Annotated in this window: 19 protein-coding genes; 8 read left to right on the forward strand and 11 right to left on the reverse strand. The window is 65.5% G+C overall.

Annotation, left to right across the window (positions count from 1 at the left end):
• Positions 1 to 56: 56 nt before the first annotated feature.
• Together AOA12_RS00155 and AOA12_RS24135 are read right to left on the reverse strand one after the other, a co-directional pair.
• The gene (locus AOA12_RS00155; RefSeq protein WP_054678479.1) at positions 57 to 1,463 is read right to left on the reverse strand and encodes an IS1380 family transposase; all 1,407 of its coding nucleotides are present in this window, start codon (positions 1,461 to 1,463) and stop codon (positions 57 to 59) included.
• A 431-nt stretch (positions 1,464 to 1,894) separates the two neighbouring features.
• Positions 1,895 to 2,122, reverse strand: a complete 228-nt coding sequence (locus tag AOA12_RS24135; protein WP_082405820.1) for a helix-turn-helix domain-containing protein — start codon at positions 2,120 to 2,122, stop codon at positions 1,895 to 1,897.
• A 301-nt stretch (positions 2,123 to 2,423) separates the two neighbouring features.
• On the opposite strand from AOA12_RS24135, the gene AOA12_RS00160 reads away from it, so the two are divergent.
• Both AOA12_RS00160 and AOA12_RS00165 read left to right on the forward strand, forming a co-directional pair.
• Positions 2,424 to 2,813 (forward strand): hypothetical protein, encoded by a 390-nt coding sequence (locus AOA12_RS00160; protein WP_156366322.1) that lies wholly within the window; start codon positions 2,424 to 2,426, stop codon positions 2,811 to 2,813.
• Between the two features lie 93 nt (positions 2,814 to 2,906).
• The gene (locus AOA12_RS00165; RefSeq protein ID WP_156366323.1) at positions 2,907 to 3,404 is read left to right on the forward strand and encodes a DUF5677 domain-containing protein; all 498 of its coding nucleotides are present in this window, start codon (positions 2,907 to 2,909) and stop codon (positions 3,402 to 3,404) included.
• Between the two features lie 721 nt (positions 3,405 to 4,125).
• Here AOA12_RS00165 and istB read toward each other — a convergent pair.
• The 5 genes from istB to AOA12_RS00190 all read right to left on the reverse strand — a co-directional run bounded on the left by istB (position 4,126) and on the right by AOA12_RS00190 (position 9,319).
• Positions 4,126 to 4,923, reverse strand: a complete 798-nt coding sequence (gene istB, locus AOA12_RS00170) for an IS21-like element helper ATPase IstB (protein WP_054678490.1) — start codon at positions 4,921 to 4,923, stop codon at positions 4,126 to 4,128.
• Positions 4,923 to 6,125: an IS21 family transposase gene (istA, locus tag AOA12_RS00175; RefSeq protein WP_082405821.1), complete on the reverse strand. Its 1,203-nt coding sequence runs from the start codon at positions 6,123 to 6,125 to the stop codon at positions 4,923 to 4,925. The genes istB and istA overlap by 1 nt, the downstream gene beginning before the upstream one ends.
• 517 nt (positions 6,126 to 6,642) lie before the next feature.
• On the reverse strand, positions 6,643 to 7,890 hold the full coding sequence (locus AOA12_RS00180) for an IS256 family transposase (protein ID WP_054678492.1): 1,248 nt from the start codon (positions 7,888 to 7,890) through the stop codon (positions 6,643 to 6,645).
• A 96-nt stretch (positions 7,891 to 7,986) separates the two neighbouring features.
• Entirely contained in the window at positions 7,987 to 8,454 is a 468-nt protein-coding gene (locus AOA12_RS00185) for a DUF4365 domain-containing protein (protein ID WP_054678494.1), read from the reverse strand.
• A gap of 22 nt (positions 8,455 to 8,476) precedes the next feature.
• Positions 8,477 to 9,319: a hypothetical protein gene (locus AOA12_RS00190; RefSeq protein WP_054678497.1), complete on the reverse strand. Its 843-nt coding sequence runs from the start codon at positions 9,317 to 9,319 to the stop codon at positions 8,477 to 8,479.
• A gap of 165 nt (positions 9,320 to 9,484) precedes the next feature.
• Here AOA12_RS00190 and AOA12_RS00195 point away from each other — a divergent pair, with 165 nt between their 5' ends.
• Positions 9,485 to 10,717: an IS256 family transposase gene (locus AOA12_RS00195; RefSeq protein WP_054678500.1), complete on the forward strand. Its 1,233-nt coding sequence runs from the start codon at positions 9,485 to 9,487 to the stop codon at positions 10,715 to 10,717.
• Between the two features lie 662 nt (positions 10,718 to 11,379).
• Here AOA12_RS00195 and AOA12_RS00200 read toward each other — a convergent pair.
• Together AOA12_RS00200 and AOA12_RS00210 are read right to left on the reverse strand one after the other, a co-directional pair.
• Entirely contained in the window at positions 11,380 to 12,165 is a 786-nt protein-coding gene (locus AOA12_RS00200) for a hypothetical protein (RefSeq protein WP_054678502.1), read from the reverse strand.
• A 595-nt stretch (positions 12,166 to 12,760) separates the two neighbouring features.
• Entirely contained in the window at positions 12,761 to 14,272 is a 1,512-nt protein-coding gene (locus tag AOA12_RS00210) for an IS1182 family transposase (protein ID WP_442922247.1), read from the reverse strand.
• Between the two features lie 470 nt (positions 14,273 to 14,742).
• Between AOA12_RS00210 and AOA12_RS22420 the strand changes: the two genes are divergently transcribed.
• Positions 14,743 to 15,123 (forward strand): hypothetical protein, encoded by a 381-nt coding sequence (locus tag AOA12_RS22420; protein ID WP_156366324.1) that lies wholly within the window; start codon positions 14,743 to 14,745, stop codon positions 15,121 to 15,123.
• A complete protein-coding gene (locus AOA12_RS00215; protein WP_054678507.1) occupies positions 15,120 to 15,560 on the forward strand; it encodes a MarR family winged helix-turn-helix transcriptional regulator in 441 nt (146 codons plus the stop codon). The genes AOA12_RS22420 and AOA12_RS00215 overlap by 4 nt, the downstream gene beginning before the upstream one ends.
• 324 nt (positions 15,561 to 15,884) lie before the next feature.
• On the opposite strand, the gene AOA12_RS00220 is transcribed toward AOA12_RS00215, so the two are convergent.
• Complete coding sequence (locus AOA12_RS00220; RefSeq protein WP_197281016.1) at positions 15,885 to 16,469, reverse strand: TetR/AcrR family transcriptional regulator; 585 nt, start codon at positions 16,467 to 16,469, stop codon at positions 15,885 to 15,887.
• A 170-nt stretch (positions 16,470 to 16,639) separates the two neighbouring features.
• Positions 16,640 to 17,194 (reverse strand): TetR/AcrR family transcriptional regulator, encoded by a 555-nt coding sequence (locus tag AOA12_RS23455; RefSeq protein WP_054678513.1) that lies wholly within the window; start codon positions 17,192 to 17,194, stop codon positions 16,640 to 16,642.
• Between the two features lie 117 nt (positions 17,195 to 17,311).
• On the opposite strand from AOA12_RS23455, the gene AOA12_RS00230 reads away from it, so the two are divergent.
• From AOA12_RS00230 to AOA12_RS00240, 3 genes are all read left to right on the forward strand, one after another.
• Entirely contained in the window at positions 17,312 to 18,460 is a 1,149-nt protein-coding gene (locus AOA12_RS00230; protein WP_054678516.1) for an LLM class flavin-dependent oxidoreductase, read from the forward strand.
• The gene (locus tag AOA12_RS00235) at positions 18,457 to 19,617 is read left to right on the forward strand and encodes an NtaA/DmoA family FMN-dependent monooxygenase (RefSeq protein WP_054678519.1); all 1,161 of its coding nucleotides are present in this window, start codon (positions 18,457 to 18,459) and stop codon (positions 19,615 to 19,617) included. The genes AOA12_RS00230 and AOA12_RS00235 overlap by 4 nt, the downstream gene beginning before the upstream one ends.
• A gap of 210 nt (positions 19,618 to 19,827) precedes the next feature.
• The gene (locus tag AOA12_RS00240) at positions 19,828 to 20,538 is read left to right on the forward strand and encodes a 2-oxo acid dehydrogenase subunit E2 (protein ID WP_054678525.1); all 711 of its coding nucleotides are present in this window, start codon (positions 19,828 to 19,830) and stop codon (positions 20,536 to 20,538) included.
• Positions 20,539 to 20,594 lie beyond the last annotated feature (56 nt).

A 20,594-nucleotide genomic window follows, 5' to 3' on the forward strand; every position in this document is an offset into this window, starting at 1 on the left:
GCGTCGCATCCCGGTCGTCCACGTGGTCCTCGGTCGTGCCGCGGTCGCGGCGGTGGTCAGGCGAGAGCGACTGGTGGCGGCGCGTGCGTGATCGCGAAGAGCCGCGCGAACGCTGTCTGCCATGGCCAGGCCTTCGGGAGGTGTAGCGTGATCCGGCGCGCGGACCGCGCCAGCCGTGCGGGGACGTGGATGAGGGTGCGGCGGATGGTCGCGGTCGTGGCTCTCGTAAGGCGTCCCGTGTGGTCGGCGATCACGCCGGCGGCGCGGGTGAGGTTGAAGGCGATCACGGCGAGGACCAGCCAGGCGCTGTTCGCGGTGAACACCCCGGAGGGCAGGTGCGCGAGCGGGCCGTTCTTGAGGTCGGCGTGGACCTGTTCGATGATCGCGTGACCGCGGTGAGTCTTGTCCGCGACGACGGTGCCCATGTCGTCGTTGCTGGTGGTGGTGAAGAACGCGTGGTGCCGGTAGACGTCGAACAGTGTCGGCTGCTCCACCTTGTTCGGGTTCAGATCGGGGATACGGCGCACCACCAGCCGCCCTTCGATGCGCTCAGCCTTGCGCCTCGATCGGAACGCGGTGAACGGAACCTCGGCGACCTCGGCTTTGGAGATCAGTTGCCCGGTGCTCTCGTCACGGATCGAGTCGGTGTACTCGATCATCGTCCACGCATCCTCGGGGATCGTCGCGATCGCGGCCCTCACCGCAGGGTCCATCCGGACAGTCACCGACACGTCGGCGCCGGCCGTGATCGCGGTGCCGATGGTGGCGTACCCGTAGAAGGCAGAGTCCGCACGAAGTAACGGCCGAGCCCCGGCGGCGACGCCGGTGCGGCGCAGAGTCGCCAGGGCGTCGCCGACGATCCGTGCGGCGCCTTTCGGGGATCCTGTCTTCCCCTGCCGCAGCCGCTGGGCGAGGACCACCGGCGCCGACGAGGTCGTCGACGCGGTCGCGAGCAGCGCGTTCAGGCCGCGGACGCCGGAGTATCCGAACGAGGCGCCCTGCTTCTGGTAGCCGTGGACCTCGATGATGGTGTCGTCCAGATCGACCATCACCCGTGCGTCATCGTTCGCTCGGAGCAGCGGCGTGTCGACAGTGAGATTGGCGAGGACCCGGGAGGCGACCGCGTCGAGCTGTCGGACGTGCCCGAACCGGAACTCCCGCAGGAACGACCCGAGTGTCGACGGGGCATACGTCCGGTCGAACAGGCGGCCCATCCCGCCATGGCGGATCAGGTTCATGTCGTCAATCGAGTCCGCCCCCGCGAGCATCCCCGCCACCAGCGCCATCACCTTCGAGCCGGCGTTGGCGCCTCTGTCCGTCGGGACGCTCAACCGGACTTGAGCCAGCTGCGCGAGCCCCGCGCGCTGCGCGAGCCGGAGCATCGGGACCAGCCCGGCCGCGGACACGAGATTCGGGTCATCGAAGACCGCTGACACCGCGGCCGGAGCGTGCTTGAATTGCATCTACGAGATGCCTCTCGTTTCTGGGACTTAGAACCTTGACAAGCTCTATTTTCCCTGATCCGAGGGGCATTTCCGTGTCACGACGCCCGTTCCTCACCCCACCACATCGGTGGATCGAGGCTTAGTCGTCCTCGCGACATCGGCGTTGAGCACCGACGCGCTCTCAGGCGCGAAACGACTTTTCGGAGATGACAACGTCTCTCAGCTGTAGGCGAGAAGGGGAGCCCTCCGGTCTCTCCGAATGGAGCATCGTCAAGGCGCATGTTGCATGCCAAGTGCATCGACTTGAACACAAGTACCTGCGCCTTACGGGGCGGAGGTCGTCGTTTCCTGCGTTAGAGGTTCCGTCAGACACAACCTGACTGCCGCTGAGTAGAGAACGAACAACCTCACCTGGCTGTCGGACTGCGTTACTGGGATATGTCGTCTTGCTAACCCGGTAATGAAGTCTTCTGCCACACCGTCATCCGGCTGAGCCCGAAGCGTCGGGCGATCGACATGACGCTCTCGCCGTTGTCGCGCGCCATGCGAATAGCGTCTATCTGGTGAGGCGTCAAAGGAGTTCGACTTCGTCTCGTTGGTTCCGTCACCGCCTCAACAAGCTCCGCAGCAGGCGTCTCCACAGGCGCGTCGTTACCCCGTCTCGCCTGTTCCCACATGGCCTCCAGCCGCTCGACCCGCTTCAGCGCATGTGATTGGAGTCCGCCAACATCTCACCCCGAGAGGCTTATTAGAAACACCATCCAACGAAGAGGTGGTGAAGAGATAAGCCCAAGCCGCTGTCGCGCCAGTTGGAACAGGAAGACCGCCCTTTCGGGCGGCCTTCTGCTTTGTGGCGGTGTTGGTGGTGTAGGCGCCCTGGAAGGCTGCCTGGATTGCCGGGTCCGGCAGCCCGGCGGATGCTGCCTCGTAGGAAGCGCCAGAAGGACTGGGACGCCGCGCAGACCGAAGACGAACCGGATGGCGGAAGCCGCGCCGCCTGAGCCTAGTCCTTGCGACGCCATCCGCTTTGTCCTGCGAGCGCGCGGCGTCACCGGCTCAATGTCGGAGATCTTCGGTAGAATCGATGTATCGAAATTCAATAGTGCTCGTTGGTTGAGCTTGGCCAGCGGTGCGACGTTCGATTCGTTGCATCTGTCAAGCGTGCTTGCGGCTTTCCTGGCTCTTGCCGTCACCCGGATGCTCACTGAGCTGACGCCCGGCAGCACGACAGCGAACTGGAGGTTCCCGATGAAGCAATTCCCTCTGAAGATGCAAGCAATCCGATTCCCACGGCGATTCTGGCAGTACGCGCTCGAAACAGTCTGGGTGCTCGGCACCGGGGCCATGGTTGGCCCGCTGGCATGCTGAGCCAACGATCAACTTGAAAAACCCGCTGGTATGCGCCACGCAGGTTTCTTCGTGCAATTGACCGGTTTCCGCATTCACTCCTATGGTGGGGTTATGTCCGACGTTCCAAAAGCAGCTCTCGAGGACTGGATCCGCGCCTGTGTATCGAGCCTTCGCAACGTCGATGGCTTCACCATCGACAAGGCGCACGCCGACGAGTTCCTGCTGCTCTATGGTCTGATTGCGCGGACGTTCCGCTACAGCAACGCTTACCTGACGCTGGTGGAGGCAGAGATGGAAGGAGAGGCGGTGCCGTTGGCGCCTGCCGCCCTGGAGCACGCCGTCACGCTGCAGTGGGTCTTCGTCGTCGACGGTGGCGTGAGCAAGTACCGGAACTCCGTCGCGCATGACCGCGTCGAGCACTATACAAAGCTCGCAGAGTGGCTCGACAACGACGAGTTCCGCGATGCCCTCGCTGAACTCGAACCGCTCCCGGGCGGCAGTCGCCTCGGTAAGTTCATGGCCATGGTTCGCGACTTTGACCAGGGCACCTTCCTCGAAACGACCTACCACGTGCTCTCCCAGCACGTGCACGTTACGCACAGCGCCTGACGTCGTTTCTGCAGCCCGGTGAAGACGAGCTCCACATCCTCTACGAGCAGGAGTATGCCTACCGCTTCCAGTGCACGTACGCCAGCGCGGTCGCCTGCATGTTGGCGCTATGGGTGCTCGCACGGTTGACTGATGACACGGCGTTGCTGGCGGACCTTGACCGCAAGTCGGACGAGCTCCAGCTCCCCACGGAACTTGCTCAGCATCTCAAGCCGCCCCGCAAGCGGCGCGTCGGCATCTGATCTCGTGGGAACCGGGTGCTACACAACAGAGCTCCTTACGGTCACGACCGGAGGCAGTAAATGCTTGGGCGATACGCCGCGATGACAGCCTGCCCTGCCATCGTGGCGGTGACGTGCGTCTCGCAGCGCCGCTCTCGTCGAGCGAGACGAGCACATCGTCCACCTCGGCCCAGCGTGCACTACCTCGTGCAACATCCAGCCCCTAGTTTGGCGCAGGGCATGGCGGGGCGGTAAGCCGCGCTGTCCACAGCGCGACCGACTTGACGCTTACTCGAACTCGAGCGGTGCCTTCGTAAGTCTCGCTCGCCGATGTAGTTCTTCGTAGGTCCGTGGGATGGCAGTCAAGCTCGAGTACCCCGCGTGCGCGAAGAAGAGCTCTCTTGACATCTCGGCATAACGTCGCTCCGCATTCTCCGCTGTCGGCGGCGCTCGAACTCTGGACGCTTTCGGCGCTCGAAAAGTGAACGGTTGCGGGCAGTCTAGCTAGGTGTTTCGTCGGTGGTGGTGCGGATGCTGGGGAGGCTGTCGATGCCGCGGCCGCGGAGTCGGTAGCTGGCGCCTTTGAGGGTGAGGACGTCGGCGTGGTGAACGATGCGGTCGATCATCGCGGCGGCAACGGCCTGGTCGCCGAAGACCCCTCCCCAGCTGGAGAACGGCAGGTTCGAGGTCAGGATCAGTGACGCGTGCTCGTAGCGGCTGGAGACGAGTTGGAAGAACAGGTTCGCTGCGTCTTGTTCGAACGGGAGGTAGCCGACTTCGTCGACGATGATCAGCCCGTAACGCCGCAGCCGGGCGAGCTCTTTCGGGAGGTTGCCTTGCCGGTGGGCGTCGGTGAGGCGGGTGACCCAGTCGGTCGCGGTCGCGAACAGCACTCGGTGCCCGTGGCGGGCGGCGACGATTCCGAGCGCGGTCGCGAGGTGGGTCTTCCCGGTTCCGGGAGGGCCGAGCAGGACCACGTTCTGCGCTTCGAGGAGGAACCCTCCCGAAGCGAGCGCCGCGATCTGCTGCCGAGTGGCTGGTTGCGCGTCCCAGTCGAAGTCCTCGAGCGTCTTCCGGCTCGGGAACCCGGCCGCTTTGATCCGCAGCTCCGCGCCGGAAGCGTTGCGAGCGCTCACTTCGCGTTCGAGGACGGCGGCGAGGTAGTCCTCGAACGACCACCCGGCGTCGCGTGCTTGGTCCGCCATCCGGGCTGCGGCCTCCGTGATCCGGGGTGCCTTGAGTGCGCCGGCGAGGTAGGTGATCTGCTTCACCGACTCGCTGGTCTTCGAGGTAGCCATCAGGCGACTCCTTCGATCCCGAACGCCCGGTCGTAGTCCGCGAGATCACGCGCCAGGTCATCAACGGGATCAGGACGTGGGGTCTGGAACTGTTGCCGCAGCCGTTTCGCGGCCTCCAGATGTGCGGGATCGGTGATCGTGGAGCCGCGCGCCCAGACCCGCGCGTGGTCAGCGACCAGCCTGTCCTCCAGGCGCACCCGAACACGGTCGAGATCGGCGATTACGTCGACAAACCGGCCTATCGCGGCGGGATCGACGGAGTAGTCGCTCGCGTCGAGGCGGACGTAGTAGTCCCGCCCGAGGCGGACTCGTTCTCGCCAGCCCAGTTGCAGCGGGATCGGCGGCAACGGGAGCATCCGTGAACGGTCGTGGCCGATCAGATCGACCGGGCGTGCCTTGATCGTCCGCACCACCCTCGCGTTCGCTCTCTCCAGCCAGCCCTCCAGCTGGGCGTTGAAGTCCGCCGGGGAAGTGAACGTGCGGCCGGGCATGAACGAGGTCTCGAGCCAGCCGTTGCGGCGCTCCACGATCCCTTTCGATTCCGGGTCGTAGGGCCTCAGCTGCACGACCTTCGTCGCGAGGGTCCCCGCGAACGCCGCAACACCTTGCGCGAGGCGGCCGCGCTGCCCGATGCCGGACTCGTTGTCCCAGATCAGCCGCCGCGGGACCGCGCCGAGCCGTTGGATGAGATCCCAGTGCCCGAGCAGCAGATCCTCCGTCTTCCTGGTCGGGATCATCCGCGCAGTCACGAACCGCGAATGCGCCGCGACGATCACCAACACCGGCAACAGCGCCGTCGTGCCGTCCTCGAGCGGGATCTTCCGCGGCGGGAACCAGAGATCACATTGAGCCGCATCGCCCGCCGCCCACGAGAGCCGATCCGCCGGGTCGACCGGGTGATGCTCAGGTCGCAGTCTCACGACATTGTCCCGGAACCAGCGGATCGAGCCCTCCCAACCAACCCGCTCCGCGAGCACCGTCGCCGGCATCCGCGGATGCTCGGCGAGCAACGCCCGCACCCGCACCTCGAACGGCGTGAACGACGTCGGCCGCGGCGACCGCTCATACTTCGGCGGCCCGTCGGAGTTCACCGCCTTGATCACGGTCGTCCGCGAGATCCCCAACCGCGCCGCGATCTGCGCTTTCGGAACCCCGTCCGAAGCCAGCCTCCTGATCAGCGCCCAGTCTTCCAAAGTGATCACTCTCCAATCGTTGAGTGTCCACTTTTCGAGCGCCGCTATCGATCAGTTCTCAAGCGCCGTCGACACTCCGCAGAGAGAAGAGTCGGATCGATGTCCTTGAACGTGTTCCGTGCCCGATCCAGGTGAGGGCGAGCATGGGCGAGCCAACGCTCCACCGGTTGGAAAAGGCCAGAGTACGGTGAATCAGATGCACTCAGCTCCTGCGCTATTGCCGCGGAGCAAGCGGAAATCGCTTGATCGAAAGCTGTCATGCATCGGTCGAAATCGGACGCGATACGTGCGTGTCCGGAGCCCGAGGCCGCTGATACCCGAAACCCATCCAGCGCGTAGTCGAGTTCGACGCCGGTGTGCTGGAAGGCGATGCTTACGCTGTACAGCTTCGCGCGAAAAGCGAGCCCTTTGAAGTACTGCCAATGTGCTTCCATCCTGGCAGGAGCATCGGCATCGAGACGGTTTTTAGTGGTCAAGCCCCGGGACGTGGTGTAGCGGACGGTGATCCTTCTGTTGTTGATTTCGGTTAGGCGCTGAGCTCGAGGACGGTGTCGGTGTTCACCTCCTCTCCGGTGTCGGCGACGAGGGTGAGGCGGGACTTGGCAAGGATCTCGAGGCCGAGGTAGCGGCGGCCCTCGACCCATTCGTCAGTCTGCTCGGCGAGGACCGCGCCGACGAGGCGGATGATCGCGTCGCGATTGGGGAAGATGCCCACGGAATCGGTGCGGCGGCGGATCTCCCGGTTGAGGCGCTCGTTCGGATTGTTCGACCAAATCTGCTGCCAGAGCCCGTCGGGGAACCCGGTGAACGCGAGGATGTCCGCCCTCGCGGCGTCGAGGTGCTCGAACGCGTCGGGGAGTTTCCCGTCGACGTAGTCCAGCAGCCGGTCGAACTGGGCGTGCACGGCGTCCTTGTCGGGCTGGTCGTAGACGGAGTGCAGCATCGCTTTCACCGCCGGCCACATGGCCTTCGGTGTCACGCTCATCAGGTTCGCCGCGTAGTGGGTTCTGCATCTCTGCCAGACAGCTCCGGGCAGGTTCGCCGAGATCGCTTCCACCAGCCCGGCGTGCGCGTCGGAGGTGACCAGGCGGACCCCGCCGAGGCCGCGGGCGACGAGGTCGGCGAAGAACGAGTTCCAGGCCGCCCCGGTCTCGCTGGTCGCCACGCGCAGGCCGAGGACTTCGCGATGCCCGTCCCCATTCACGCCGGTCGCGATGAGCACGACCGCGTTGATCACGCGGCCGCCTTCGCGGACCTTCATGGTGAGCGCGTCGGCGGCGACGAACGTGAACGGGCCTGCATCATCGAGCGGGCGGTGACGGAACTGGTCGACGTGCTCGTCGAGGTCCGCCGCCATCCGCGAGACCTGCGACTTCGACAGCGAGTGGATCCCGAGAGTCTTCACGAGCTTGTCCATCCGTCGGGTGGAGACGCCGGCGAGGTAGCAGTCCGCGACCACGGTGATCAGCGCCGTCTCGGCCCGCTTACGGCGCTCCAGCAACCACTCCGGGAAGTAGGTTCCGGTGCGCAGCTTCGGGATCTGAACGTCGATCGTGCCGACACGAGTGTCCAGGTCGCGGTGCCGGTAGCCGTTGCGTTGGGCGGTGCGGTCGGGGCTGGGCTTGCCCCATTCGGCGCCGACAACAGCGTCCGCGTCGGCGGACAGCAGCGCGTTGATCATCGTCTGCAGCAACTGCCGCATCAGATCGGGAGATCCGTCGGCAAGGGCTTCACCGAGCAGGCGGGCAGGGTCGACAATATGAGGTGCGGTCATCGTGATGATGCCTTTCGAGTGGGATGTGAGAGTTTCCTCGAAGGATCACACGGTGACCGCGCCCACGTCCAAGACAGGACCGGCAGCCACCGCGCGCTACACCACGTTAAGGGGCACTACTTTTTTAGTCGGGATCTCCAGGGTCACCGACCCCTGCGACCGCCATGCAGACCCCGCGCCATCGAGCACGTACGGTATGTAGTCAGTGAGGCAGAGGTAGTAGAGATCACGGGTCTCCCGGTCGACCAGCAGGAGAACTAGCGGTGCGCTGGCGCCCATCGTCTCCGCGAGTAGGAGATCCGTGGTCGATGCCGAAAACACGACGGTATCGCTCTTGGTTCTGACTGACTCCTGGGTCTTCACCTGACAAGAGAAGTGGCCGCCGGTAGCCCGGTATCGTTGCCGCTCTTTGCTGTCGGGTGGGAGCTCCTTGAAGACTTCAACCTGGAGGTCAATACCGAAATCATGTGGGAGCGGGCGCACTATCCAGTGAGCAGGAAAGGCGAAGGCAGCCACGAGCTCTCCCCATCGCCCCTTGAGCTGAGCCTCGGTCTGAGTCTTCATAGAGTCTCTTCTCGGTCAGGTGTCACTTGTCGTGATCCGTGCGAGGTGTGATCTCAGCCTCGAGTCGCGCGGTCGCAGTGTCCCAGAGGCTCTGCCATTCGTCCCGCCGGCCAGAGCGAATAGCGAGGAGAATCACGCCGGCGGACAGGAACTTCTCGGCAACATCGACGATCTCGGCCATCGCTATGTGGTTAGGCACCAGGTACTCGATACCGCCGGGTTCCTCTTCGACGTTGGAGTACTCCTGCTCAGGCCACTGCTTGCCATGTGCGGCGCCCGCTGCGGAGCGCCAGAGACGCTCTACGCGATCAGGGTCCATCCACGGCTGCTGCGCCTGCTCTTCTGCGTCCTGGCCCAGGAAGGTCGACGCGGCGCGCACCATGTCTATGTAGCGGGGCGCTTTGAACGTGCGGGCAGTCAGTCCCAGAGTTTCGAAGCACTCGTTGAGAGTATGTCTGAGCCGGAGCTTTTCATCAGGCTGATCAGCGGCCTTCATCTGTTCGGTGAGGTCTGCGAGTCCGAGCATGATATAGCGGCGGGCGGACTCGATAGGTTCCGCCGGGCTGAGGATCCAGATCGCTTGGGCCGCTGATTCCATCGCGGCGCGCGCGAGCGTGAGCGAGGGGCGGAGCGTGTGCACGATCGTGGCTTCGAGGTGGAACTTGAGCGGCGCCACGTGATCGGACCACAACATCATGTGGTCGGCAGCCGACTCCAGATAACCTCGACACCACGCCGCCATGTTCTGGAGTCCCGCCGAGTCGTCAGTGGGCCCCAGCAACGAGCCGGCAAGTGGCGGGCCAAGAAGTTCAAGAGCGTAAGCGTTCAGGCGAACACCCTGCGCAGCCTCAATCCAGGGCATCATCTCGTCTCGTGACAGCGGCGCCCGGTCGGGTCTCGGAGACTCGGCCAGCCTGAGTCCCGTTGAGTGGTGGACTTTCCGGTCTTGAGCGTCGTGTCATTGACGTGGGGGGCCACCGTGCGATGGTCAGTGAGAACGACCAAGTTACTCACGACAGGAGATCGCACGATGGCCCTCAATCAGTCTGCCCTGCTCGAGCTGCTCGCCGAGCTGAAACTCACCGACACCACCGACCGGATCCGTCAGATGACCGAACGGCTCTACCAAGAACTCATCGACGCTGAAGCCGCGTCGGTGATCGGTGCCGGACCCTACGAGCGCACCGTCGAGCGCACCGCTACCCGCAACGGGGCGAGGCTGCGCACCCTGTCGACCACTGCGGGAGATCTGGAGTTACGAATCCCGAAGCTACGGGCCGGCAGTTTCTTCCCGTCGCTGTTGGAGAGGCGCCGTCGGGTTGATCAGGCGCTGTTCGCCGTCGTGATGGAGGCCTACCTGCACGGCGTGTCCACCCGCAAAGTCGACGACCTGGTCAAAGCGCTCGGCGCCGACACCGGCATCTCGAAGTCCGAGGTGTCGCGCATCTGCGAAGGCCTTGACGCGACGGTTGCGGCATTCCGCGACCGCTCCCTGTCCCAGATCGCCTACCCCTACGTCTTCCTGGACGCCACCTACTGCAAGGTTCGCATCGACGGTCGGGTGGTGTCCCAAGCGGTTGTCGTCGCGATCGGGATAACCGCTGACGGGCACCGTCAGGTGCTCGGCTTCGACGTGGGCGACAGCGAAACCGAGGAGTTCTGGAAAGCATTCTTACGGTCCCTGAAAGCCCGAGGCCTTGGCGGGGTGAAGCTGGTGATCTCCGACGCACACGCTGGCTTGAAAGCAGCCGCCGCAGTGGTGTTGCAGGGAGCCAGTTGGCAGCGGTGTCGCGTGCACTTCATGCGCAACGTGCTCACCGCCTTACCCAAGGGTCGGCAGGAGATGGTCGCCTCGATCATCCGCACGATCTTCGCCCAACCCGACGCTGAGCACATTGATGCACAGTTCGATGAGGTTGCACGCATGATCGACCGCGTTCACCCCAAGGCGGCTGAGATGCTCCACGATGCCCGAGCCGACGTGCTGGCGTTCAAGCACTTCCCAGCCCGGCATTGGCGGCAGATCTGGTCGACGAACCCGCTGGAACGGCTGAACCGGGAGATCAAACGTCGCACCGACGTCGTCGGAGTGTTCCCGAACGCTGCCAGCCTGCTGCGCCTGACCGGCGCCGTTCTGATCGAGCAGCACGACGAATGGGAAGCCGGCGACCGCCGCTACTTCTCCGAAGCGTCTATGGCCGAACTCGCCGCCACCAACTCGGTCGAGGACGCGGTGATGCTGCCCGAGATCACGGCCGCCTAAACTGCAACCAGCTGATCATCGAGTGGAAACGAAAGACCACCACTCAGCGGGACGTGGCCCTCGGCCATACGTGCGTCCGTACCTTTCCCCGAACAGGAGTAGCTTACACTCACTTCACTCCGATCACCGGTCTGTGCTAGAGACTGGCTGTGTGCTCAGCGCCCCACGGCATCTCGTGCTCCTCTTTTCGATCTGAACACCACGAGTGGAGTGTGATGCGCACCCTCTGCGTGCGGACAAAATGTCCCGCCCGCCCTAGTGTGGAACGCTTCGGCAATCTCGCTCGGGAAGGTGAAGAAGGCTCCGTACTGGTCTTGCAGCACCCCGAGTGCCTGCCGACCCCATCCGTTGCGATGTTGATCGCGGTGAAACTCTAGGTAGACCAGCTGCACCATGCCTGCGGTATCAGCGTCGGGGTAGTCGGTAGTGCGAGGTGGGTACGTGCCCGCCCGACTTCAGCGCGACCCGAGCGGATCGAATAGAGCACCCAATGTGCCTTGTTCTGCGCCTTGTACGCGAGTTCTGGCCAGTTGAAACGCGAGTACGAGTCGTCCGGGGCGAGTTCTGTGCGCGCGTCTGCTGCTTCGAGAGGCACGAGGGTGACAGGCATAGGAGCAGTATTCATCCGGGCAGAGCTCTGCGGCAATCTTGGCGCCTAGCTGCTACTCCAGGATCGTGCTGCCGTCTCGTTCCCAGACCATCGCCCAGAATTGTTGGCTCCAGTTGGTTTTGTGCCCATCGAGATAGCGGGACTTGCCTAGTGCATCGCCGAAACGTGCCATGAGCTGCTGGAGGTCTGCGTCGTTGGGCCGGGTCGCCATCGTTATCCTGCCGAGGATATAGACCACGAGCGTGTTGAAGAGCGTGATGCGTGTCTCCTTCTGCGCGTCGTACGCGCGCGGGGCGATCTCGATAACGGCTCGCAGGTCGCCCGTGGCTATGTCTACTGCAGGGGCTTCGGGGAGTGAAAGACGGTGGAGTCGGTACTGCCACTGTGCGAGCGGACTGCTGTAGTGAGCGTAAGGCTGGACTGCTGCCGCGAACTCTCGCATGAAGATGGACCAGGGTTCGCTCCAGAGCCCCGTGCCGTACTGAGGCCAGACATTGGCGTGCAGCCATGCGCGGAGCTTCCCGGGTGGTAGTTCGTCTGCCTCCCACTTCAGCAGCGTTGCTTCTGCTCCGGGGTGTCCGCAGATCCCGAGCTCGATCACGCTGATGGCCTCGACGCATTGCCTGGTCAGCGCGAGAGCGTTCGCATGCATACCTTCGCGGTTCGCTTGGTTGGCAAGCGAGAGCGAGTCGAGGACGAACCAATGCGCGAGCGTGGGTAGGTGTTGCACCTGCTGTGACATTTCGTTCGCCGTCACGGCTTTAGTGACGCGATGCATGACTTCCGTCGTGGCGCTGTCGGTGTGCTGGAACCACTCGGGAGTGGGACGGGCCGGCATCGCCTCAGCATATGAGGCAACGTCAGTCTGAGACGCGCCTAGCCAGGTGATCGCATAACAAGTCGGCGCCGTTCTGGCTGTTTCGTCTAGCGTTCGCGCCATCACACCTTGAGTGAGTCTCCGGGCTGCCTAGTGATGCGCAAGACAGACTCGCCGTCTTCCTCGAGGTGACCAGCCCGTGCTCAGAGGTGCGGAGCTGACTCGGTCCGTCTCCTCACGCGGATCGCGACGCCGCGCCGTTCCAGGTGCTTCAGGACCGTGGTGCGATGGATCCCGAACCGCCGAGAGAGGGTGTGCGTGGAGTCATCGGCCTCGTATATGGCGACGAGTTCATCGATCTCGTCCGGCGTCAGGGCACGCACTTGTTGCCGCGCCGGGGTTCTATTCTCTTCAGGTCTCGTGTTTCTGTTCTCGCTAGGTGCGCGGGTCAGAATCGGGTGGCGTGGCGCGCGGCGTTGACTCTGGCATCGCGCGCTGACGGTCGCGAACGGGAACGGGCGGGCCGTTGCGGTGTGAGAGCGTGCGGGATCGCACGGCGAGGGGCTCGTGGCGACTGTCGGTGCGTGCTGTGACGCCCCGGGACCCCTGGGGAGGCCTATGCGGGCGCCAGCCCGGCGGCTGTAGCGACGCGGAGCTTGCGGAGGTTGTGGCAGATCGTGTGGAGTAGCCATTCGCCTTGGGCGCCGGCGAGTCCGCGTAGCCGGAGCTGTCCGGCGTTTTGCCGGGTCTTCATCTGCCCGAACGCGGGTTCAACGATGGCTTTGCGGCGCGCGTAGTCGGTGCGGCCCTGCTCGGTGCGCAGCGCGTGCGCCATCCGCTCCCGCCGGCTCGCGTCCTCTGGGGCCGGGTCCGGGGCGCCGGCGGTAGGGAAGCTCTCGCCGTGACGTTGCCGTCCCGTCGCGATCAACACCTGTGCGTCCAGATCGTCGGCGGCTTCGAGGTTGGCTTCCGAGCAGTAGCCCGCGTCAGCGAGGACGACCTCTGGGGAACGCTCGATTCCTGCCGCGTCGAGGTTCCGTAGGGTCTGCTCGGCCATCGGGACGAACTGCTGGATATCGGTGGCCTGCTGGGTGACCTCGGCGCTCAGCACGATCTGGTGGCCCTCATCGACAACGGCCTGCGCGTTGAACGCGTAATCGAAGCCGCGGACCGTCTTCATCATCCGCGCCTCAGGATCGGTGAAATTGCGTTGCGCTTTCGGCTTCGGCGCCGCCGTGTCCACTGCAGTCGCGACGGCCGCGTCGGCCTGTTCAGGGGGCTGACCGGCGGCGTCGGCCTTCTTCCGCGCTACGGCTGCCGCCTTCTCGGCGGCGTCGGCCTCGATCGCGTCCTTCGCGGCACGTAGTTTTGCCAGGCGCCCCTCACGGCGGGCCAGCTCCGGGGCGACCTCGTCCCCGCGCCGGTCCTGGCCGAACTGCTGATCCTCGGCCTCATCGACCGCCTCCGCCTCGGCGAGCAGCGCAGCGACCTCGGCTTGGAGCTGATCGATCTTCGGCACGATCCGGTCGTAGCTCATCGCCTTATGCCGCGACGCGTTCGCGGCCAGCTTCGTGCCATCCAGCGCGACACGCCCCAACCGCACCAGCCCCGCCTCCGCGCAGACCCGCAGCACCTGCAGGAACAACCCCGGCAGGGCATCCAGGTGACGCCGACGAAACCGGGCCAGCGACCGGTAGTCGGGCGCCTGGTTGCCCGACAGCCACCGGAAGGCGATATCGCGCTTGCAGCGCCGCTCCAACTCACGAGACGAGGTCACGCCCGTCGCGTACGCGAACAGCAGCAGCTTCAACATCATCCGCGGGTCATACGGAGGCGCACCCGAGGCGGACGCGTACGACGCGTAGACCGGCGTCAGATCCAAGAGCTCTTCGACGACCTCGGAGATGAACCGGGCCTCATCATCCTCGTCCAGCCAGTCATCCAGACTCGGCGGGAGCAGGAAACACTGCCCCTGGTCATACCCACGGAACGTCTTGCCCGCACCCGCCGGTGCAGCCGAGCCCGGCGCCCGCGCCTCACCCGGCTCGACCTCGAACAGACCCTCCAGGCTGGCAGTCACCGTCATGAATCGATTCTCCCAGCACCCCGCGCTATCCACCGGATTCACCCCGGCGCGTTAACGGAAGGATCTGACCCACGCACCTAGGTGTCTGGCGAGCGAGTGCCTCGTCGCGACACCTCACAGCCGCCTGAAGTAGCAAGACCACTGATTCCGTGCGGCTTCGCGACCCCTGTTGTTTCGAGTAAGTTCCTGCAAGCTCCGTCCAAAGTGTCTTACGGGAACACGCGACATCCGTAGAAGCCGCCACCGCTGGCCGTACCGCAGAGGAAGCGTGCAAAGAAGTCGCCCAGCTCCGAGGTATGCCGGTGCGGGAGGCCGCGAGACACAACGCGACGCGGCAGAACGGGCGCGTCTCGCGCGTGAGGCTTGCGCCCGCAAGCTCAGCGGTTCCCATGATCCACTCGACCACGACCTCGGGCACAGCGCCTTGCGCCGCGACGGCCCAACGCTCGGACTCTGACCTGATCAAGGTGCTGCCGTCACGTATATGTATGCGTTTCGCATATACTGGAGGCGTGGAATCGACCCTTGAAGCAGCGATCAATGAGTGGCACGAGAGCGTGAACACGGGTGACCTCCGCCGGGCAGCGGCAGCAGTGGGCGACCCCGTTGTCGTGCTCGGCCCGAAGGGGGCCGGCCCGATCACGCCACCATCGTTCGCGGATTGGGTGGAGCGGTCGGGGATACGACTGGTGCCGCGCTCATGGCACCCGGTGAGCGACCGTCTCATGGTCGTCGAGCAAGACGCGACCTGGCCAGATGCACCGAAGCCCGTCAGAGTTGCCACCGTGTTCCGGGTAACGGGAGGAAAGGTCACAGCCGCACTGCGCCTCCCTGATCTGCGGGCCGCTCTTGATCTCGCCTTTATCTGTCGAGAGATGGCCGCGACGGAATGAGCACGTCGGGCACCGGGCAACTGCTGTTCGCATTCGTGCGTCACTGGTCGCGCAGACCAATGACCTCGGATGCGATGACGGATGGTCACGGAAGGCTGATGCAGGCAGTTGAGGCGGTGGCGTCACTGCATGCCCGCCAGGAGCGTGCGACGGTGAACGCGGTCGCCGCTGAAATCGGGATCGACCAGAGCGGAGCATCCAGGCTCATCAAGGAGGCCGCCGAAGCGGGCTATTTCATGATGACCAGCCAGACGGTTGATCGACGCAAGCGTGAGGCGTCGTTGACGGATGCCGGACGAGAGGTGCTGGCGCAGGCACACGCCTGGCAGGAAAGCGTTTTCGACGCTCTGACGACGGACTGGAGCACCCGCCGACGAGACGAGTTCCGGCGTGCGATGCACGACCTCATCACGCAGTCGCATCTCATCACCAAGTGAAGAGCGTGGTCGCCCGTAGCGCGAGCGGGGATCACCGAGTCGGGGTCGATCTCGACGGTGCGGTGCTCGCGTCCCTCCGGGGTGTGCCGCCGGACGTTGAGGCAGCCCAGCGGCGCTTCGCCGGGGTTCCGCCGGTCGCGGTCTTCTGAGTGAGGCCCTTGTTGATCGCTCGGCGACGCGGCGAGCAGGGTCCGGCTCGGAGCGGAACACCCAGCCAGCCTTCTCGATGGATTCGCCCGGCCATCCCCCGGCTGATCTCCGGCCTCAGAGGATCGGACACCCTGCACGATGTGATGTCGTCAACGTGCCATATCGACGCGAGTCTCAGGCGCGTGTTCCGGTGGTCAGTCCATCCATCAAGACACCCAGCAGGCGTGTGGTCTGTTGCTTGTCCGGTGAGAACTGCGTGACCCAGGCGATTCCGCTGGCTTGCGCCGTCACGTCGACGATGTTGATGTCTGCTCGCAGAGAGCCGTCCTCCTGTGCCCGTTTGATCAGGCGGCCGGCGACGATTCGCAGGGCGTCGCACGACTCATAGAGCGCCGATGTCTCGTCATACAGTGCTGCGACGATCGGCTCGGGCAACTGGACGTAGGACTGCGAGAAGTCGATGAAGGCCCTTAGCCACCGTTCGACCGCATTGACTGCGGGGGTCTCTGTCATGAGTTGTTCGGCGAGCAGGATGAGCTCTTGGTATACGTCCCCCAGCACCGCTTCCAGCAGCGCTTCTCGGGTCGGGAAGTGACGGTACATGGTGGCGTTGCCGATGCCGGCAGTGCGGGCGATCTTGTCCAGAGGGGCGTTCGCACCCTCCGCGGAGAACACGGAGATCGCGGCGGCGAGCAATCGCTCTCGGTTGCGGCGCGCGTCCGCTCGATGCGGGACTGCCGTTCCCGCGTCCGTGGTCATGGTGTCTCCGTGCTCCGAGGCTCGCTGGGCAGGCCAGTCTATCCGGCCATAGTTGGGGATCATCCCCATTTATATGGGGTCCGTCCGGCTCTTCGGTCATTTCGTCGGGTGAACCGCGGCGGGTTCTTTGCTGCCGCCAAGCGGGGAGCGGTTTCCCCGTGACGAGGTGCTCAGCGCGGAGCGACTCCCGCATACGCGAGGTCGAGCAGACGCTCGGTTGCTTTCGGATCGGCCTCGCAGGCGCCGGCGATCGCATTCGCGAGCGTCAGAAGGTCCGCGGCGGTGATGTCCGGGCGAGCTTTCCCGTGCTCTCGGGCATCGGCGAGCAGGAAGGCCGCTGTCTTCTGGAGCTCCTCATGGAACGCGCACGTGGGCGTGGTGCTCTCCGTCCCGGTGGTCAGGGCGGCGATCGCAAGCCCTCGGCATTCGGCGATGCTCGACGCCAGGAAGCTCAGCCACGCGCGCAACGCGCGACCATCGCGATACTCCGCGAGCAACCGACGCCCGACTTCCGCATACTCCTCCGCGACACCGGAATAGGCCGCCACCAGGAGTGCGTGCCTGGTCGGGAAATGGCGGTACAGCGTGCCGCTGCCCACGCCCGCCCGCCGGGCGATGTCGTCCATGGCGATGTCCGTGCCGTTCTGACCGATCGCCTCGCGTGCCGCGTTCACGAGCAGGTCGTAGTTGCGACGTGCGTCGGCGCGCTGAGTCCGCTCGGGCATCGGACACCTTCTTCTTGTGAAACGGGGACTTCTCCGTTTAGTGTAGTGGCAACAAGTGGGGATACTCCCCGTTTCACGAAGAGGAGACCCGATGCCCGCACAGTTCACGCCGGTCGCATGACCGCCGCGCGCACACTCAGGTTCGCGTCGATCGTGCTCCCGCCCGGCGTCGGCCCTGCACCTTCGCGCGATCCGTCGCCGCAGCTCAGGCATGAGCAGGGGCTTGCCGCAATCGCCGCATACGCACGTCGGCTGGAGGATGCAGGGTTCTCCGCGCTGATCCTCGGGGATGACGGCTTCGCGACGAGCGACCGGTTCGGCCCGCCGGCTCGGACCACGCAGGCGGTCTCCTTCGAGCCCCTGACTCTCGCGTCCGCCCTCGCGGCACTCACCGAGAGGATCGGGCTCGTGCCGACGACGACGGACGTCAACGAGCCCTTCCACGTCGCTCGTCGCCTCGCCACCCTCGACCACATCTCCGGCGGCAGAGCCGGCTGGAACATCAACGCCAACGCCGTGTGGAAAGCCCCAGGCGGCTTCGCCCGAGGCGCGCACGCTGCACATCCCGACAGCGATGAGCTCGCGGACGAGTTCCTGGCGGTCGTGCGCGGCCTCTGGGACAGCTACGCCGATGACGCCCTCGTCGCCGACAAGTCCTCTGGACTGTACTTCCGGCCCGGCGGGCGACGCCCGCTCGATCACGCCGGCACGCACTTCCAGGTCGCCGGCCCGCTGAACCTGTCACGATCGCCCCAAGGTCACCCCGTCATCTTCCACACGATCGGGAACCCGGCGGCGCGAGCATTCGCAGACCGATCCGCCGACGTCGTCCTCACCGAAGATCGATCGATCGATGCCGCGCTCGCGACCCGGGCGCGGCTTGCCGACTCACTCCGCGCCGCTCGCACGGGCCCGATGAACGTTCAGATGTGGCCGAGGATCACTCCCGTCGTCGCCTCCACCGAGGCTGAGGCGACGACGCTGCGAGACGAGCTGCGCGCATCGCCCCTCGGCGACGCGGCAGACGCGAGCGCGGCGTTCCTCATCGGCACACCCGAACAGGTCGCCGACCGGATCAGCGCGTGGCATCAGGCCGGGGCCGCGGACGGGTTCGCTGTGAGTCTTCCGTCCAGCCCCGCCGACGCCGACCCTTTCCTGAACGAAGTCCTGCCGCTGCTTGCCCGACGGGGCCGCTTCGCCCCGACCGAAGGCGCCACCCTGCGCGACGTCCTCGGCCTGTCCCGACCTGAGAGGAATGCCAGGTGAGCACGAAGAAGCAGGCGCACCTCATCGCCGCGACCCACTCGACCGGCTCCCATCTGCGCGGATGGCGGCACCCGAGCGCCCCGGCCCGACCGGCAACCGACGCCCGTGCGTTCATCGACGCCGTCCGGGAGTTGGAGAACGCCCTTTTCGACGCGGTGTTCATCGGTGAGACCACCGGGGTCATGCCGGGGCCGGACGAGATGCACCAGCACGACTCGATGGTCAACGACTCGCCGGACCCGACACTGCTCCTCGCCGCCGTCGCGGCTGCGACCAGTCGCATCGGGCTCATCACCACCGCTTCGACCAGCCTGACCCAGCCCTCCTCGCTGGCACGGCTGCTGGCATCGCTCGACCATCTCTCCGCGGGTCGCGCCGGTTGGAACGTCGTCACCTCCCGCTTCGAGACCGAAGCGCGCAACTTCGGCATCGATCCGCGGATGCTGCGCTCACCGATCCGGTACGAGATCGCCGACGAGTTCGTCGCGATCGTCAAGGAACTGTGGGACAGTGTCGGCGATGAGGCGATCACCACCGACCAGGAGGGCCGCCAGACAGTCGACCTGGCCAAAGCCCGGCACCTCGATCATCGCGGAAAGCACTTCCAGGTATCGGGGATGCTGGATATCACCCGCCCACCGCAAGGCCACCCCGTCATCCTCCAGGCGGGGATGAGCGAGGAAGGTCGCGAGCTCACTGCACGTGAGGCCGATCTGGCGCTCGCTCCCGGCGGTGGCTGGCAGGCGAAGGAGACTCGCGAGGACCTCCGGAGGCGTGCTGCAGCGCATGGCCGCGATCCCGACAGCCTCCTCGTGCTCGCCGTGTTCCCCGCCGTCCTCGTCGCAGACACCCGCGCTGAAGCCGAGTCGCGGGTACGCGAGTTCGCGGCCCTGCTGAGCCCGGCGGAGCAGCAGCGCCCCAGCATCCTCGCGGCCACCGCCACCGACATCGCGGACATCATCGAGAACTGGCTCGACGCGGGTGCCGCGGACGGTTTCGCGATCGGGTTCCCCTATCTCCGGGGACCGATCGAGGCGTTCGGGCGACTGGTGATCCCAGAACTGCAACGGCGTGGAATCTACCGGACCGCGTACGAGGGCACCACCCTGCGAGAGAACCTCGGTCTGCCCCGGCCACCCGGCAGCCGACCGCGGTGAGCCGATGACCGTTCCCGCGCGACGGCGCCCGAGCCCATGGAGTGGCGGATGGGAACGCCGACGCGTTGAGTCGCCCATCCGGCGACGGCCGTTCATGCGTCCGAGCAGCGACCGGTAGTCGAAACACGTCTGAGTCTCGGCGAACGCGGTCGTGACTGCGAGCCTTCATTCGATCGCCCCGACCGAGGGCGTCACGGACGAAGGAGTGTCATGACGGAGACCCAGAATGCCGAATCCCCGAACCCCGAGGGCACGCTGGTCAGGCTGCGCGGCATCAGGCGGACAGCGGCGAAGCGGATGGTGGCGGCCTGGGAGGCGCCGATGTTCCACCTCACCGTCGAGCCCGATGTGACGGCGGTGCTCCGGTTCTCATCGGAACGGGAGGGAGTGACGCTGACCGACTGCTTCATCGCTGCCGCTGCCCACGCGCTCCGGCAGGTTCCAGACGTCAACGTCCATGTCGGCGATGGGCACGTGATCATGTTCGACCGTGCGCACATCGGCGTCGCCGTGGCCACGGACGCCGGGCTGATCGTCCCGGTGATCAGGGATGCCGACCTCTTGACCCTGACGGAGATCAGCGATCGCCGACGAGAGCTGGTCCTGCGGGCCCGTCGGGGCGAGCTCGCGATCGATGACGTGACCGGAGGCACGTTCACCATCTCGAACCTCGGGATGACGAGCGTCACCCGATTCGACGCGATCGTGAACCCGCCAGAGGCGGCGATCATCGCCATCGGCACCACGCGACGGGTGCCCGTGCCGTCCGACGGCGGTGCGCTGGACTGGCGGCAGACAGCGGCCGTCACGCTGACGGCGGATCACCGGGCTCTCGACGGTGCGACCGGCGCACGGTTCCTCCAGGCCTACGAGACCTGGCTGTCCGCTCCCACGGCGTCTGCTCCGCTCGGGAGTGCCTAGACGCCTTTGGTCTAAGTGCCGCCCGGCGCTGCATCCACCTGTTGGACTACGCGTGT

Origin of the sequence: Microbacterium sp. No. 7 (assembly GCF_001314225.1) — a bacterium.
In the GTDB taxonomy this organism is placed as follows: domain Bacteria; phylum Actinomycetota; class Actinomycetes; order Actinomycetales; family Microbacteriaceae; genus Microbacterium.

Excerpts from the sequence above, each read along its gene's own strand:
- AOA12_RS00215 (WP_054678507.1), top strand. The coding sequence starts at position 15,120 with ATGAGCACGTCGGGCACCGGGCAACTGCTGTTCGCATTCGTGCGTCAC.
- AOA12_RS00155 (WP_054678479.1), bottom strand. The coding sequence starts at position 1,463 with ATGCAATTCAAGCACGCTCCGGCCGCGGTGTCAGCGGTCTTCGATGAC.
- AOA12_RS00185 (WP_054678494.1), bottom strand. The coding sequence starts at position 8,454 with ATGAAGACTCAGACCGAGGCTCAGCTCAAGGGGCGATGGGGAGAGCTC.
- AOA12_RS00200 (WP_054678502.1), bottom strand. The coding sequence starts at position 12,165 with ATGCCGGCCCGTCCCACTCCCGAGTGGTTCCAGCACACCGACAGCGCC.
- AOA12_RS00180 (WP_054678492.1), bottom strand. The coding sequence starts at position 7,890 with ATGACCGCACCTCATATTGTCGACCCTGCCCGCCTGCTCGGTGAAGCC.
- AOA12_RS24135 (WP_082405820.1), bottom strand. The coding sequence starts at position 2,122 with ATGTGGGAACAGGCGAGACGGGGTAACGACGCGCCTGTGGAGACGCCT.
- AOA12_RS00220 (WP_197281016.1), bottom strand. The coding sequence starts at position 16,469 with ATGACCACGGACGCGGGAACGGCAGTCCCGCATCGAGCGGACGCGCGC.
- AOA12_RS00160 (WP_156366322.1), top strand. The coding sequence starts at position 2,424 with ATGGCGGAAGCCGCGCCGCCTGAGCCTAGTCCTTGCGACGCCATCCGC.
- AOA12_RS00195 (WP_054678500.1), top strand. The coding sequence starts at position 9,485 with ATGGCCCTCAATCAGTCTGCCCTGCTCGAGCTGCTCGCCGAGCTGAAA.
- AOA12_RS00190 (WP_054678497.1), bottom strand. The coding sequence starts at position 9,319 with ATGATGCCCTGGATTGAGGCTGCGCAGGGTGTTCGCCTGAACGCTTAC.
- istB (WP_054678490.1), bottom strand. The coding sequence starts at position 4,923 with ATGGCTACCTCGAAGACCAGCGAGTCGGTGAAGCAGATCACCTACCTC.
- AOA12_RS23455 (WP_054678513.1), bottom strand. The coding sequence starts at position 17,194 with ATGCCCGAGCGGACTCAGCGCGCCGACGCACGTCGCAACTACGACCTG.
- AOA12_RS00230 (WP_054678516.1), top strand. The coding sequence starts at position 17,312 with ATGACCGCCGCGCGCACACTCAGGTTCGCGTCGATCGTGCTCCCGCCC.
- AOA12_RS00165 (WP_156366323.1), top strand. The coding sequence starts at position 2,907 with ATGTCCGACGTTCCAAAAGCAGCTCTCGAGGACTGGATCCGCGCCTGT.
- AOA12_RS00240 (WP_054678525.1), top strand. The coding sequence starts at position 19,828 with ATGACGGAGACCCAGAATGCCGAATCCCCGAACCCCGAGGGCACGCTG.